Annotated in this window: 12 protein-coding genes and 1 pseudogene; 2 read left to right on the top strand and 11 right to left on the bottom strand. The window is 25.0% G+C overall.

Annotated features, from left to right (window positions below; genetic code table 4):
• From polA to AAHM99_RS02945, 6 genes are all read right to left on the bottom strand, one after another.
• Positions 1 to 2697 (bottom strand): DNA polymerase I, encoded by a 2697-nt coding sequence (polA, locus tag AAHM99_RS02920; RefSeq protein WP_342275265.1) that lies wholly within the window; start codon positions 2695 to 2697, stop codon positions 1 to 3.
• Positions 2698 to 2748: 51 nt separating this feature from the next.
• Positions 2749 to 5745, bottom strand: coding sequence for a DNA polymerase III subunit alpha (gene dnaE / locus AAHM99_RS02925; protein WP_342275266.1), 2997 nt, complete (start codon positions 5743 to 5745; stop codon positions 2749 to 2751).
• 67 nt (positions 5746 to 5812) lie between these two features.
• Positions 5813 to 6220, bottom strand: a complete 408-nt coding sequence (locus AAHM99_RS02930) for a DnaJ domain-containing protein (protein ID WP_342275267.1) — start codon at positions 6218 to 6220, stop codon at positions 5813 to 5815.
• A gap of 15 nt (positions 6221 to 6235) precedes the next feature.
• Positions 6236 to 6529, bottom strand: coding sequence for a hypothetical protein (locus AAHM99_RS02935; RefSeq protein WP_342275268.1), 294 nt, complete (start codon positions 6527 to 6529; stop codon positions 6236 to 6238).
• A complete protein-coding gene (gene thiI, locus AAHM99_RS02940) occupies positions 6510 to 7703 on the bottom strand; it encodes a tRNA uracil 4-sulfurtransferase ThiI (RefSeq protein ID WP_342275269.1) in 1194 nt (397 codons plus the stop codon). The genes AAHM99_RS02935 and thiI overlap by 20 nt, the downstream gene beginning before the upstream one ends.
• A gap of 16 nt (positions 7704 to 7719) precedes the next feature.
• Entirely contained in the window at positions 7720 to 9474 is a 1755-nt protein-coding gene (locus tag AAHM99_RS02945; RefSeq protein ID WP_342275270.1) for a septation ring formation regulator EzrA, read from the bottom strand.
• A gap of 278 nt (positions 9475 to 9752) precedes the next feature.
• On the opposite strand from AAHM99_RS02945, the gene rpsD reads away from it, so the two are divergent.
• Complete coding sequence (gene rpsD / locus AAHM99_RS02950; protein WP_339030242.1) at positions 9753 to 10370, top strand: 30S ribosomal protein S4; 618 nt, start codon at positions 9753 to 9755, stop codon at positions 10368 to 10370.
• Between the two features lie 77 nt (positions 10371 to 10447).
• On the opposite strand, the gene AAHM99_RS02955 is transcribed toward rpsD, so the two are convergent.
• The 5 genes from AAHM99_RS02955 to pgsA form a co-directional block, all read right to left on the bottom strand.
• Entirely contained in the window at positions 10448 to 11614 is a 1167-nt protein-coding gene (locus AAHM99_RS02955; protein ID WP_342275271.1) for a hypothetical protein, read from the bottom strand.
• A gap of 165 nt (positions 11615 to 11779) precedes the next feature.
• Positions 11780 to 12655 (bottom strand): IS3 family transposase, encoded by an 876-nt coding sequence (locus AAHM99_RS02960; protein ID WP_342274829.1) that lies wholly within the window; start codon positions 12653 to 12655, stop codon positions 11780 to 11782.
• Positions 12634 to 12999 (bottom strand): helix-turn-helix domain-containing protein, encoded by a 366-nt coding sequence (locus AAHM99_RS02965; protein ID WP_342274828.1) that lies wholly within the window; start codon positions 12997 to 12999, stop codon positions 12634 to 12636. The genes AAHM99_RS02960 and AAHM99_RS02965 overlap by 22 nt, the downstream gene beginning before the upstream one ends.
• A gap of 95 nt (positions 13000 to 13094) precedes the next feature.
• Complete coding sequence (locus tag AAHM99_RS02970; RefSeq protein ID WP_342275272.1) at positions 13095 to 13601, bottom strand: Sua5/YciO/YrdC/YwlC family protein; 507 nt, start codon at positions 13599 to 13601, stop codon at positions 13095 to 13097.
• The gene (pgsA, locus tag AAHM99_RS02975) at positions 13601 to 15040 is read right to left on the bottom strand and encodes a CDP-diacylglycerol--glycerol-3-phosphate 3-phosphatidyltransferase (RefSeq protein ID WP_342275273.1); all 1440 of its coding nucleotides are present in this window, start codon (positions 15038 to 15040) and stop codon (positions 13601 to 13603) included. Before pgsA ends, AAHM99_RS02970 begins: the two co-directional genes overlap by 1 nt.
• 159 nt (positions 15041 to 15199) lie before the next feature.
• Here pgsA and AAHM99_RS02985 point away from each other — a divergent pair.
• Positions 15200 to 16553, top strand: a pseudogene (locus AAHM99_RS02985) (transposase family protein).
• Positions 16554 to 16583: the final 30 nt, after the last annotated feature.

A 16583-nucleotide genomic window follows, 5' to 3' on the forward strand; every position in this document is an offset into this window, starting at 1 on the left:
TTATTTAAGATTGAATCAATCATTTGCTTGTGAATAATTTATTTCTAATTCAACAAGTGCAGTTCTATTCTTATTTGCTATCATTAATAAATCATTATAGGCTTCTTGCATAGTTTTTAAAACCATGGTTTTAACTTTTTCTAATTCTTGTTTTTTAACTAATAAAATAATCTCATCATGTATTTGAGCTATCATTTTTGATTGTAAATTCTGTGCCTTTAAATTTTTAAATACATTAATCATTGCAACTTTTAAAATATCAGCTGCTGTCCCTTGTATAGGAGCATTAACAGCTGCTCTTTCACCAAATTGCTTAACCATATAATTAGAATTACTTAACTCATAAATATATCTTCTTCTATTTCCTAATGTTTCAACATAACCATTTTCATAACCAAATTTTATAACTTCTTCTTTAAATTTTAAAATTTGAGGAAATGCTTCGTAATATGCTTTAATATATTCTTTTGCTTGTGGAATAGAAATTTTTAAATCTTTTGCAAGACCAAAATCACTTAGTCCATAAAGAATCCCAAAATTAAATACTTTAGCAACTCTTCTTTGTTCAGAACTTATTTTTTCATCTTGAGATAACTTAAAAATACTTCTTGCTGCTTCTGAGTGAATATCTCTCTTCATTGAAAAAATCTCAATTAGTTTTTCTTCATTAACTATATCTGCCAAAACCCTTAATTCAATTTGAGAATAATCAAAACTTAAATATATATTATCTTCTTTAGTTACAAATATTTTTCTAACATTTTTTTGCTCTTCATCTCTTACAGAAATATTTTGAATATTTGGATAACTAGAACTTAGTCTTCCAGTATTTGTCAGCGTTTGATTAAAAATTGTATGAACTTTATTATCTGGGTGAATGAACTTTTCAAAACCTTTTAAATAAGTTGAATGCAATTTATTATATTTTCTAAAAGCAATAATTTTAGAAATTACAGGATGCTTATCTTCTAAGTAATCTAGAGTTTCTCTATCTGTACTTCCTTTATTGTAATCAGGCAGTTTTAGTTTATCAAAGAATAATTCTTTTAATTGTTTAGGAGAAGCAATGTTAAAATCGTCATCAATATAATCTTTTAATTCTTCTTTTATTTCTAAATCTAAATCAACTAACAGTTGTAAAATATTTTTTTCTTGCTTTGCTAGTTCATTACGATCAACTTGAATTCCTTCAAGTTCCATATCAATTAAAACTTTAGCAAACTCAAATTCAATTTTTTCATACAAACTTGTTTGATTATTATCATTTAATAATTTTAAAATTTCTTCTTCATCTTTTTTAATTAATAAAACTTTATTTAAAATATAATCCATTTTAATTTTTTCATCAATTACTTGAGTTTTTTTAACACCCTTACCAAAAACTTCTTCAAATGTCTTTGTTTCAATTGAATGGTCAATCATAATTGTGTGTTGATCAAAAGTAGACTTAACATTTGAATTAATAACATAACAAGCAATCATCATATCATAAATAAATAAATCAGGGTTTATTTTATATCCCATTTTCATTAATGCAATAATAGTTTTTTTAACATCATAAGTTTTAAACTTTGCATTTTTTAAAAATGCTTGAAACTGTTCATCAATTACAGAATTATTTCAGTTGAAGATATTCATTGTTTCGCTTGTGTTAAAAGAATAATAAAAATTACCCTTTGAATTAACTATTGCCATTCCAATAATATCACTTGTATGGTAATTATCATTTAATGTCTCTAAATAAATATAATTAACAGAGTCATTATATTTTGAATCTCATTTATTTAAAACAATATATTCTAATTTACTTTCCTTAGGCTCTTCACTATTTTTTGAACTATACTTTTTTAAAAGCGAGTTCATTTCGTATTTTACAAAAAAATCTTTAAGAGCAGTAAAATTAATTTCTGTTTTACTAAAGTCAATGTTATTAAACTCCATATCTTTATAAATCGTTGCAATTTCTTTTGAAAGAAAAGCATCTTCTTTTCCTGAAATTAATTTTAATTGCTTTGCTCCTTTTATCTTTTCAAGATTATTATAAATATTTTCCAAAGTATTAAATTCTTGCAATAGATCCTTTGCAGTTTTTTCTCCTATACCTGCAACACCTTTAATATTATCTGATGAATCTCCTCTAAGACCTTTATAGTCTATTACTTGTTCTGGAGTTACTCCTCATTTTTCAAAAAGTTTTTCTCTATTATAAACTACAAGTTCACTAGTTCCAATTTGAGGTGATAAAACAAAAGTCTTATCTGATATCAATTGATACATATCTTGGTCACTTGTTAAAATATGAGTTTCAGCATCAATATTACTTTCTAGGGTTTTTGAAATTGACCCAATAATATCATCTGCTTCAAAATTATCTACTTCAAATCATTCAATATTAGCATTTGTTAAAAATTCTCTTACTATAGGAAACTGTAAAACTAATTCAGAGGGAGTCTTTGCTCTTCCTGCTTTATAATCTTTTAATTTATCATGTCTAAAAGTTTTTTTTCCTTTATCAAATGCAACTTTAACACAAAAATAATTATTTTTTTCAATAATATTCATAAGCATATTAATAAATGAATATACTGCATTTGTTGGTATACCACTTTTTGTTGTTAATGTAGCTCTCCCATAAGAACTATAAAATGCTCTAAAAATTAAAGCGTTACCATCAACAAGTAAAAATTTATTTTTCATATTTTTCACCATTAATTCTATATAACACAAAGAAACTTATCACTCTTTTTATTATAACTCTTTAACTACCTCAAGTAGTACTGCATTTATTTTATTATTAAAACTTTGTGTTTTAATTTTAACAATTAAATTTTTTCCTAAATTTAATTTAGGTTTTAAACTTTCAAACACTGAAGCAAAGACTGTAACAATCATTGAATCTGTTTCATCTGTAATATCAATAAAACCCATTTCGTTACCATTTTTATCATTTTTTGTGACAATATTTTCAATGTTTATAAGAACATCACAAACAATACCACCATCTTTTAAACTATTTAAAGTTCTTAATTTACTGTTATTAATAATTTTTTGTCGAATTAATGATAAGGGATGTGAAGATACAAAGAAACCAAGATATTCCTTTTCAAAGCTTACTATTTCTTCTGGTTTATCTTTTCTTTTTTTCAAATCTAATGAAATATTTGGATCATTTAATAAAGTTGCTGTTTCACTTAAATTAAAAATTTGCTCTCTTCTCAAAATTAAGTCTTTTCTAGCAAAACCAAAGCAATCAAAAGCTCCAGAATAAACAAGGGCAATATATCTTTGTTCAGTTAGACCATTGTCTTTCATATTACCAATAAATAAAAGAATATTTTCAAAGACATCCTTTTTAGTTTTAAATAGTTTTTTTATATTTTTTAAAAACTCAGGTCCAATATATTTAATTATATTCATAGGAATATTAATCATATTATTATGAAATACATAAATACTATTAGGATTTTTTATTGTTGGGGGATTTACATTAAACCCTGCTTTTTTTACTTCATTTAGATACTGAGAAGTTTTTATCTCATTTCTAATTGACCCATTTAATAATGAACAATAGAACGATGCTTTATAATTTGCTTTTAAATATGCCATTCAATAACTTATTAAAGAGTAGGCAATTGCATGAGACTTATTAAAACCATATAAGGCAAATTTTTCAATATAATTTCAAATCTCATCTGCCTTATTTTTTGCATAACCATTTTTTATTGATTCATTAATAAATTCCTCTTGGAACTCCTTCATTAAATTTTTATCTTTTTTACCAATTGCTCTTCTTACAATATCAGCTTTACTCAAACTCATTTTTGCAACTCTCTGTAACATTTGCATAATTTGTTCTTGATAGACTATTATTCCAAAAGTTGATTGTAAAATATCTTCAATATTTTTATCCATTAATGAGTTTGTAAATCCATTATTTTTTCTTTCAATAAATAATGGAATATTATCTTGAGGCCCTGGTCTATATAAGGCACTTGTTAATGCTATATCCTCTATTGAGTCAACTTTCATTTTTATCAACACATCAGTCATTCCAGCTGATTCTAACTGAAATATTCCACTAGTATCACCTGCTCTTAGCAAGTTAAAAGTATTTTTATCATCTAAGGGAATATCTTCTAATTTAATATTTACTTTATCAATCATTTTAATATTTTTAATTATTTCTTGGATAATTGATAAATTTCTTAACCCTAAAATATCAGTTTTAATTAGACCAATCTCTTCTAAATAATTCATTGAGAATTGTGTTTGAGAAATACCATTAATACCTATTTTTGTTGGGACAACTTTATATAACTCTGTATCAGAAAAAACTACTCCAGCAGCATGTGTACCTGTTTGTCTTGGTAAACCAATAATTTTCTCACTAATTTCAAAAATTTGTGGATACTTATCTTTGTACTTATTTAAAATCTCACTATCTTTTAAAGCTAAATTTAAATCTTTAACATTTTTTTCATTTATCTGTTTACTCATGTGGTTTATATCAGCGATAGGTATATCAAAAACTCTTCCGCAATCTCTTAAAGCATTTTTAATACCTATAGTTTGAAAAGTAGTTATTGTTGCAAAATTATCTTTTCCATATTTATTGAATAGGTACTCAAGAATTTCTTCTCTTCTATCATCTTGGAAATCTAAATCTATATCAGGAAGTGTAACTCTTTCAATATTTAAAAATCTCTCAAAAAGTAATCCTCATTCTATTGGATCTAATTTTGTAATTTTTAAAAGAAATGAAACTAAACTTCCTGCAGCAGATCCCCTTCCTGGGCCGTATAATATTTCCAATCTTATTGCTTCACAAATCATATCATGAACAATTAAAAAGTAATCTTCAAAGCCCATCTGGTTAATAATATCTAACTCATATTTTAATCTTTCTTGATATAGATTTTTATTTAAGTCTTTTTTATGTTCTAAATACTCTTCTAAATACTCTTCACAAATAATTTGTAAATAGTTTTTTGATGGCATTTTTTTACTATTTGGATATTTCAAAAAATGCTTTTTAAAAATAAAAATATTATCAAAATCAATTTGTGAATAAATTTTTAGTAAATTATTTTGATGAGTTTCTATGTTTATATAATTCGCTATTAAATCTTTTGAAAAATAAAAATTCCTATCAACATTTTCCAATTCTGAAATTAATTTCCCCTCAGATATGGCTTGTAATGTCTTATAAACTGAAAATTCATTTTCATTTAAAAAGTTAATTGGGTTTGCAAAAACTGTATTATTCTTTTTTGAAAAATAAGTATAATTTTGTTTATCTATTCCAATGAAAAAATTATTGCTATTTAATATTTTATTAAATTTATCAAGATAATTATCAACATTTTCAATTGAAAAAATTGCTATAACAATTACATCATTGGAAATTTTATTTCAAAAGAAATTCTCTAATTTTTCTAAGTCAAGTTTTTCATTTTCATTAATATACGAACTTATATGACTTATTTCTTGATAACCCTTATTGTTTTTTGCATAAATTAGTGTTGTCCCAAAAGACAAATCAATACTTAATCCTAATATTGGATTAATTCCTACATGTTTTGCCTTTTCATAGAATTCAGCTGCACCATACATAGTTTTTTTATCAGCATAGAAACCATAGTTTAGATTATTTGCTTTTAAAAAACTTAAATAATCTTCAATCTTTATTGTTGAATTCAAGAAATTATAACAACTATGAATATTAAGTAAATTTAAGTATTCCATATCAACTGAACCTCACTTTCTTTTATTTTACATTATTAACAAAAAAACACCATTTATTGAAATAGTGTTATGCTTTTTTCTTATTAAAATCTTCAACGATGATATCATATGCATTATTAATTTTTGTCATTTCAGCTTGTGCTTCTAAATTACCTGGATTTTTATCTGGATGATACTTTTTGGCTAATTCAATATATCTTTTTTTAACGTCTTTTAATGGAGTACCTTTTTGTAGACCCAATGCTTGATAAGCCTGATTAATTAAAGACTCACCTTGATAAAAATCAGTATGGGATTGTGATTGATCAAAACCTTGATCCCTTGTTTCATCATCAAAATAACGACTTTGCTTATTATTTCCATTATTTTGATTTGGTCCGCCTCTTCGTCTTTTTCTACTAAACAACATATCAATAAGTAGAACGATGAAAATAAAATTAATTATTTTTCAAAGTAATCTAAATAAATCATCCATATAACTCACTCTTCTCTAAGTAATAACAAATCAAACAATTAATAAGATTATTATTAATAATATTATTATATATGCTGTAATTTTATAAATTAAATAATTTGTCTTTCTTTTTTTAGCCTTAATATTATTGTCACTTTTTTTATTAATAGATGTAGTATTTTCAATTTCTGAAATTGTTAATGAAGAATCTTTATAATTTTCAATTGCAAATTCTTGATTAATTCCTATAGTTTCACTATTTATAACACTGCCATTAAAAACTCCAAATTTATTATTTTCTGACTTCTTTTTAGTTTTTTTCTTTTTCACATAATTCACCATCTTTTCATATATATGTTTTTATTAAATTATCTAATGTATAGTCAATAAGCTCATCTAAAAGTAAATTATCTTCTTGTTTTTGAGCTATAAAAGATTTAGGTTTTGTTACTGGATTTTTAGGAACATACATTGAACAAACATCGTCAAAAGGTAAGATAGATATATCATATGTATCAATTTTTTTTGAGATTTCAATTATTTCCTCTTTATCGTATGTTAATACTGGTCTTAAAATTGGTAACTTTGAAACCTCATTAATAACATTAATTGATTCAATCGTTTGACTTGCTACTTGCCCCAAAGACTCTCCTGTTATAATTGCTTGTGCTTTAATTAAATCACATAGCTTATTTGCTATTCTAATAAAAATTCTTCTCATAATTGTAATTCTGTAAGACTCTTCTTTTATGTGCATTAATTCTTTTAAAATAATAGAAAAATCACAAATATAAAGCGAGAAATTACTCTGATTATACTTCTCTATCTTACTTGTTAATTGAAAAACTTTATCCAATGCTTCTTTTGAAGTATGAGGTGGAGTCATAAAATGTAAGAAATCAACTTGCATACCTCTTTTTAAAGTTAAATAACTAGCTACTGGTGAGTCAATTCCACCACTTAGTAGAGATAATCCTTTACCACTAACTCCAACAGGTAAACCTTTTGATGCATTTATTCTTGAGGTAAATATAAAAGCACCATTATGTTTTATAATAACTGTTATTTTCAATTGTGGATTATGGACATCGACACTAATATTTTGATTGTTTTTAAGTATATTAACTGCTATTTTTGTTTTTAAATCTTGTGAACTTATTTGAAAGCTCTTATCTTTTCTTTCAACTTCAACTTTAAATGTTCCTTTATGTTGACTTGCCACTTCTAAACATCTTTGTAAAATTAAATCCAAATCCTTTTCTACAATTTCTACAATCGATAAAGAATATATACCAAAAATATTTTGTAATATATCACAAATTTCTTCTAACTTATTTTCATCTTTAATTTCTAATACTAAACTATTATGGTCTTTTTTATAAAAAATAATATCTTTATACTTTTTTAGCTTATATTTTATATTTTGAATTAATTTGCTAATAAACGCATTTCTATTATTTCCCTTTAGTGTTAACTCTCCATATCTGATTAAAATGTTTTTCATTTATTACCTCTATAATTTATCTTCTGTAGTTTTCCTTAATTTTTAATAATGTTTTTAAAGAATAACCTATTAATTGATCAAGTTGTCTTGATTTAAATAATCCTTCACAATCAAAAATAATTTTTTCAATTCCTTCAATTTTTCCTACATATCTTTCCAAATATATAATAATTTCTTGGGAAATATAGTCTAAGAAAATTGTATCATTTAAGTCTCTTGCAATAAAAAGTGTTTCTTGATTACACATTTCAACTTCATTTGAAACTGCTGAGCGATCTTCTAAAGTTGATATTTTCTTTAATTTATCAGTAGAGATTTTTTGTAATTTTGCATGAATTTCTTGAATTGGTAAAATAAACTTCTCTAATTCTTTAATTGATTTATATTGGTTAATTTTAACATCTAATTGATTCAAAATTGATTGAACAAAAATTATTTGATTCTCTAATGAGTCAATATTTGTACTTTTACTTTCAACTATTTTTGCAGATCTTTCTAAAGCCGTCATATCTTTTAATGATTGATCCATAAGTTCCAGCATTTGAGTTTTAATATCAGTTAAGATTATTTCACTACCACTATTTGTTCCTAAATCAATTTGAGAAAATAGTAAATCTGCTCTTGTTTTTGTTTTTCTAAAAGATGATTTTGCATTTTCAAATTCATTTCTTTCTTTTGAAATTTGCTTTGATATCCCCTCAACTTTTACAAAATCTCTTTCAATATATCTTGATGATTGCTCAATTCTATCAAACTTGTTTCTAATTTCTGGAGTTCTAACTTCAAAAAATGATTTTAAATTATCTTCATTTTCAACTGAGCTTTTAAAAACTGCAATTTGATTAAAAACTTCTTTTAAAGTTCTATTTGCCTTTTTGAACTGTAATTTTTTTAATTCATTATTTATTTTAATTCTTAACTTATCAACTTGATTTTCAAGTTCAGCATACTTAATTGCATTTCTAGGTAATTTTCTTTCAACTGGTCCAAATGTGATATGTTTATTTTTTAAACTAATCATTAGTTCAGGGATTACAGTAGTGATTGTTGAAATTACATAAGGGATTGAATCTAACAGCTCAATTAGAAAAACTAGTGCTTGATCAATTTTTAATAAATAGTCTCAACTCTCCTTATATTTACCTTCATCCAATTTTAAATAGAAATCTTCAAAAAGTTCATCAATTTGCTCGATTGTATTTTTTAGTTTTTCTTCATCAATTGCAACATCTTTAAATGTTGTCATTATAACCTCATCTTTTAATATTCTGAATAATTCCTTTTGGAATGTTATTGAATCTCTTTGAATAAATTCAATTTCAAGATAGTTCATAATATCAATAAAAATATCATGAACATTTTTATTAATGTTTGTTACTCTTGAGTATATTGCTTCAAATTTTTTAACATTTTTTAAGTTAGGTAAAGTATTCTTTTTATCTTCTAATAATGAAACAAAATCAACAAATATTTTTTGCAGTTCTTTTTCAAATAAAATTTCATACTTTGTTCTTCAAATCATTAGTTCCTTTTCAAAACTACCTGTTTCATCAAATATTATTGATATTCTATTTAAACGATATTTTAAAGGTGATTTTTTCAAATCATCAATTAAATCAATTGTTTTAGCTGCAATTTGAAGGATTTTTTTATAAATACTTAGTAAAATAAGGATAATGATTGTTGCAATAAGGCAAGCAAAAAAAATACATAAAGCAGATATGTATATTGGATTCTTAAATATTTGATCAATATCCCATAATGTTTTCATATAATACTTCCTTAGAATTAATTTCATTATATCATATACATAAATCTTGTTGTTTTTTTTAAAATATCTTATTTTTTACTCTTTATTTAAGATATAATTATTTTTGGTTAATCTGCAATTAAACACTGCAAAATAATTAGTCTATAACTTATTAAAAGTAACCCCTGCAGATGAAGGGCGAAATATAGACTTCCTTTGCTGGAGTTTAACTTTAGTTAGGATTTTCCAAAATAGTATAATAAATAATAAAAAAATAGAAAATTAAGAGGATTTAAAGTATGTCAAGATATACAGGCTCTACATTTAAAAAAGCTAGAAGATATGGATTTTCTATCTTAGAAACAGGAAAAGAGTTCTCAAAAGGTAAAAAAAGAACTACAGCACCTGGTCAACATGGAGCAAGAAGAACTAAACTATCAGGTTATGGTCAACAAATGCAAGAAAAGCAAAAAGTGAAATTTATGTATGGATTAACTGAAAGACAATTCAGAAACACTTATGCAAGAGCTAAAAAAATTAAAGGAATTACAGGTACAATTTTCTTACAACAATTAGAATCAAGATTAGATAATGTAATTTACAGAATGGGATTATCATTAACAAGACAGGGAGCAAGACAATTAGTTTCTCACGGACATATCTTAGTTAATGGAAAAAAATTAGATATTCCTTCTTACTCAGTTAAAATTGGAGATATTATTTCTGTTAAAGAAAAAATGCAAAAAAATGACAAAATTGTTGAAGCATTAGCATCAAATGTATCAACTGTTGAATTTGTAAAATTTGATAAAGCAAAACTAACTGGATCATTATTAAGATTGCCAGAAAGAAAAGAATTAAACCAAGAAATTAATGAAGCATTAATTGTTGAATGATACAACCGTTTAATTAAATAATATAAAAACCCCTTAATCAAAATTAAGGGGTTTTTATATAGGTAATAATTTAATATTAAAATTAATTTTTTTAATATCTAATATTTAATATTGAAAGTAGCCTCACCTGATCATCTTTGTGTAAAACTTGCGTCTTTAATATTAGATGATTGAGCTTCCATAACATTTACAAATTGAATAATAGTTTCGCCTTTTTCATTTTTATATTGAGATACTCCAGAGAATGTTCTTGCTATTAAATAAGTTGGAGTAATTCCCCCTCCACCAGCTTTTTTATTTATTCTATTATCTGTAGCCACACTTCTAGCACTTGCCATACCAGTAACCTTTTTCTGAGTAACTGAATATTGGTAATTTTTATCATAAATTGTATTTGATGCTCTATAAATTCCAAATTCTACACTTGAATCAGCAGTCCCATCAGCTCATGACACACTTTTAACTGGTGTTGTTGTAAAGCCAATATTTTTTTCAATTACAAAATAGTTATCTGAATAGCTAGTTGTCACAATTCTCAATTCTCTATTCATATCAACAGAGATTGAAGAAGAATTTGGAACTGTAAAAGTAATCACTACGCTACTTGTTGGGTCATAAACTGAACTATCATCTTTAGGTAAAATAATAGCATCTGTTGTTGTAATTTGAGTTACATTTATTTCATCTAAAATAACATTTGGGTTTTTTTCCTTTAAAACTTTAAGTATTGTAGAAGTTTTATTATCATTTAGCATCCCCAAATTTCTTTTAGTGATGTGATTTGTAAGGGGTATTAAATGTTGATTTTCCTTATTTATTAATTTAACATTAAATCTCATTGCACCAATAAAATCAGGATTATTTGGTTTTGCTAAAATTGTAGCATTTTCATATTCAACAACCATCCCTGGATTTGGTTTTGTTAAATTAATATTCTTAAATTCTCACATATTAGGGTCTGATGAATAAGAAAAATATACATCAATTAATTCTGGTATTTCAGGATTTTCAATCATTAATGTCAATAGTATTTCTTCACGAATAGATTTTGAATCTGATGATACCAAATTTAAATTAACTGTAATATCTGTTGGTTTAAAAACAGTAATGTTTGTTTTAGCATAAGCTTCATTGTTTAAAATTAAATTATTATCTAGATTGTTAACAGTTTTTAAATAATTTTCACTATTTTTAGAGATCGGAGTTTGTAAAATTGTTCCAGCTCCAAAAAGTGAAATTCCCATTAAACTTAATAAATATTTCATACCTATCTCCTTTTTTTCATAACCCCACCCATAAAACCCACTTATACTAATATTTTATATTAATATAAATAAAATTCCAATTTCAGTTAAAAGGAGATTAATAAAAAAAATTATCTATAAGTAGATATAAGCATATTATGTCAAGTATAGAATAGCTTTTTTATTCTATTTAGAACACCATGTTTCTCATGGTGTTTTTTCATGCTTTACCATTATTCTTTTGAAATTATAAAATTGAATATACTCCAAAACATTATTGTATACTTCTTGAAAAGAGTTCAAGTTCTTTTGATATCACTCTGTTTTTAAAGAAGAAAAAAAAGTTTCACAAGCAGCATTATCTAGTGAGTTTCCAGGTCTACTTAAAGATATAGAGATTTTATTCATCTTACAATACATCTGACTAAAAATTGATGTATATTGAAAGCCATTATCTGAGTGAATTATTAAGTTCTTATTTTTTAGCATATAGCCTTCAGCCATTTTCAGTGTTCTAAAATAAATTTTATTATCATTTCTCATAGATATATCATATCCAACTATAAAGCCAGTATTAACATCTTTCATAATACTCAAATATGCAAACTTATTATAACCATAAGGCAAATATGTAACGTCCGTTACAAATAATTCACCTTTATCAAAACTATTTCATTGCCTATTAACAATATTAGGGTATTTAGAATTTCTAACTTTGATCTCTTTTGGTTTTATATTTCTCTTTATTCTAATTTTTGATCTTATTCCCAAAAGTTTCATATATTTATAAACTAATTTATTTGAAACATTGATATTATAAAAGCGCTTTAAAACTATATTGATTCTAGGATAACCATAAATATGATTATAATAATTAAATATCTCTAAAATATAATCGGCTAAAACCTCATCAAACTTATAATTAAATGAGGGCCTTTCTTTTTTTACTCACCTGTAATAACTTGATTGTGTTGTTTTAAGTGCTTTACATAAAAAAATAATTGATCAATCAGATTTATTTTTCTCAATATAGTTATACTTTAATTGTTGTTTTTTTCTCAATCCTCCAGGAACTGATTGAACTTTTTTAGTATCTCATTCTCCATTTCTAAAAGTTTATTTTTCTTTTTAAGTTCCAGAATCTCTTTTCTAAATGGGTTATTTTTTAGCTCTATATCAATTTTTTTAATTCCTGCGGTTTGTCCCTTTCTTGAAGAAATCTTCTTGAGATATTCAATTCCATATTCTTCATATCCTAAAGCTCATTTTCTTGCAGCAGAATATGAAACATTATGTTTTTTTGCTAATTTCTTTCAACTTTGTTGATTAATTGCTCAATCCTTTGCAACTTCTATTTTAGTTTCCAAAGATACCATATTTGATTTATTTCCTTTAAAATTTGCCATATAAAAAATCCTCTTCTATATAGATTATATTAGAATTTTTTTATTCTAACTCTATACATAGAGGATTATATTCATCTATAAGTAGATAATTTTTTTTATTCTCTAATCACTTTATTAGTAACAAGATTTACAATTTTTGATGGTTTAGAATTTAGTTCACCATCTCAAAATACCTCACTAATTTGTATATTAAATAATTCTAATTCTTCTTTTTTTGTTAAAAATTTATTGCCCGAGTAGTTAACACTTGTTGAGAAAATTAGACCTACTCTATTTATTATTTTTTTCAAATCTTTTCTTTTGACTTTTCTAAAAGCCATTGGACCAAATTTAGAGTTAATAATTTGAGTTATAGGTAATTTCTCCTTAGTATTTTTTTTAAAATCTTTGTCAACTTTTACAATTTTTTTTAACTGCTTAAATCTTGAGAATAGAATAATTAATCTTTTTGAAGACTCTGATTTTTTAATTAAATTAATCTTTTTTTCATTTTCTTCGTTATAAAGAGCACTAATACCATATATGGTATCTGTTGGTAAAATAACTATTTTGTTTTTATTTAAAAGGTCTATAGCTAATTCAATATTTTTATTACTTAACATTATTTTCTCTTTCTTTGATAATTATAAACAGAGTTCAGTACTATTGATTGAGGTGCTCATTTTGTAAGGGATTTAGCAAACTTATTACTTCTACCTGTTATGATATAATTTTTTCTTTTAGTTTTTAGTCCTGCGTATAAACTCTTTTTTGCATACACACTTGTCTTCATAACTTTAATTGTTGATTTATATTTTGCCTCTTTTTGGTTACTACTTCTATTTCAAAAATCAGTTTTTAATGGTCCTGGACATAAAGTGATAACTCTAACTTTAGATTTGGCTTTTTTCAGTTCTGTATTAATTGCTACTCCCAAACTTCAAACGTAAGCTTTTGAAGCATAGTAGCTTGAAAAAACGGGGGCTGGAGTAAATGCTGCCATAGAACCTATATTAAATATTCTACCCTTGTTATTTTTTTGAAATTGTTGAACATAGAGTTTAGTAATTATATGCAGAGTTTTAATATTTAAGTCTATCATGTTTAATTCTTGCTCTAAATCAGTTTCTTCAAAAAAGCCTCAAACTCCATAACCAGCATTATTAATTACAATTTCAATATCAAAATTTTTTGTTTTTTCGAAAAGTTTATAAGAGTTTTTAATATCACTTAGATCTATATCTCATGCTTCCACTTTTAATTCCAAATACTTATCTTGTAGTTCTTTAAGAGAACTTGTATCTCTTGCCACACCAATAATGTTATAACCCAACTTAAGTAGTTCTTCACAATATGCATAACCAAGTCCCTTACTTGCTCCCGTTACTATAGCATATGAATTTTTATTCTGGTTTTTCTTCATTTTTTTCTCCATTGAACTATCAAATAAAACCTTTTTATTTGCTTTTATATATATAAAAGCAGAAATGATTGAAAGAATTGTAGTTAAGTACATTGGTATTATAACAACTTGGTTTACTCAACCATACTCACCCATTCCATCTCAACATTGAATACCCAAGAAAAATAAAATTGATAAGCCTAACATTTCAGCTGTTGCTCTAATTCTTCCCATTTGATTTGCAGCCATTACCACTGCAGAATTTGCTAATACTTGCCTTACAACATCAATTATAAAATCTCTACATATTAAAATAACACACATCCAAATTGGAATTATTTTAAAGCAAGCAAATATAATTAAAATTGCATTAGTTAAAAGTTTATCTGCAATTGAATCGAAAAACTTACCAAAATTTGTAACCATATTATATTTTCTAGCTACATAACCATCCAACATATCTGTTAAACTAGCAATAATAAATAATATTCCTGCAATTAGATATGTTAATGTCAGGTTATAATTTCCAATACTAATAACAGTTAATTTTAGTGCAGGCACTCCACTATAAATAGAATCTACTGGAGTTAACAGTAGCAAGATAACTATTAAGGGAATTAAAAGTATTCTAACTAATGTAATTTTATTTGCTAAATTCATAAAGAACCTCTTTTCATTCCTTCTTATTATAATACAACACTAATAACTAACCTATGAATATTTAAATATTTAAATATTCATTATGAGTAATAAGCGATTATGTCCCTACATATTAACAAGCGACTTTGTCCTCCTTTATAATCAATAAATGGAGGTTTTATGAAAGGACTACTATTAAATACCATGAAACAAGAACAACTAAGATTAATTAAACAATTATCTTTAAGAAAAGACTCTATTAAAAATACAGCCTTTAAATTAGGTTATAGTGTTAGACACACAAGAAGAAAACTTAAGGAATATCAAGAAATTGGAGCAAAAGCTTTTATTCATAAAAATACAAATAAAATACCTATAAATAAAATTTCACAGTTATTTAAAGATGAAATAATTGAACTATTTCAAACAAAGTATTATGACTTTAGTATTAAACATTATTGAGAACTAACTTGAAAAAAGAAAATAAGTTACTCTGCAATTAGGCACATATTAATAGAAGAAAATATTTTAATTGAGACTCTTAACAGAAAAACAAAAAAAAGATATTCGTAAAAATTTAAAGGCCGGAAACCAAGAAAATTTAACAAGCGAGTATCTTTCAAAATCAATTATAACAAGCAAACCCCATCCTACGCAAAAGAAAATTGTAAAATTTGGAGAGATATTTGAAACTGATGCTTCAAATCATCAGTGAATTAAAAATTTAAAATGTCATTTGCATATTGTAATTGATAAAGCTAGTAAAAGAATTTTGGCAGGCTATTTCAGCGAACAAGAAACTACTGAAAGTTATTATAATATCTATAAAAAAGCCTTTAAACATTATGGTTTACCAAAATTAAATGTTAGTGATAATCGAAATGTTTTTAGTAGTAAAAATAATCGTGATCACTTTGGTGATAGTGTTTCAAATACACAATTACAATTTATTTTTCACTCTTTAGGAGTAAATACAAAAACAACTTCAATTCCCCAAGAAAAAGCATTAGTTGAAAGAACTTTTGGAACATTACAAAGAAGATGACCTCAAATAATTAGACTCTTAGATTTAAAAAATATTGATCAGTTAAATGATTATTTACCCTATCTTATTCAAGAATACAATCAAGATTTTTCAATACCTTTAGACCAATTAGAATCAGTAACTAGAAAGTTTGATCAAGATGAAGATATTGTTTTCTCTTATCGAAGTGAAAGAATTATTGATAATGGTCATAGTATTAGTTTTAAAAAAGATAAGTGATTTATATGTAAGGGTTATACTCCAATTTACTTTAAACCAAAATTAAAAGTAATGATTATGGAAACAATAAATAAAAAACATTATGCATTAATTGGAAATGACATTTACAATCTTATTCAAGTTGAAGATGAACGCTTACATGGAAATATTAAAACACTATCTAATGAAGAATTTGAAACTACTAAAGTACCCAAAATTGACTCTCCTTGGAAAGCAACTAACTGATATTTTTTTGATAGAAAAAGAAAAAATACAAGATCTATTTATTAGATAAATCTTGTATTTCGGGACATAATCGCT

Source organism: Spiroplasma endosymbiont of Cantharis lateralis (assembly GCF_964030855.1).
GTDB lineage: Bacteria > Bacillota_I > Bacilli_A > Mycoplasmatales > Mycoplasmataceae > Spiroplasma_A.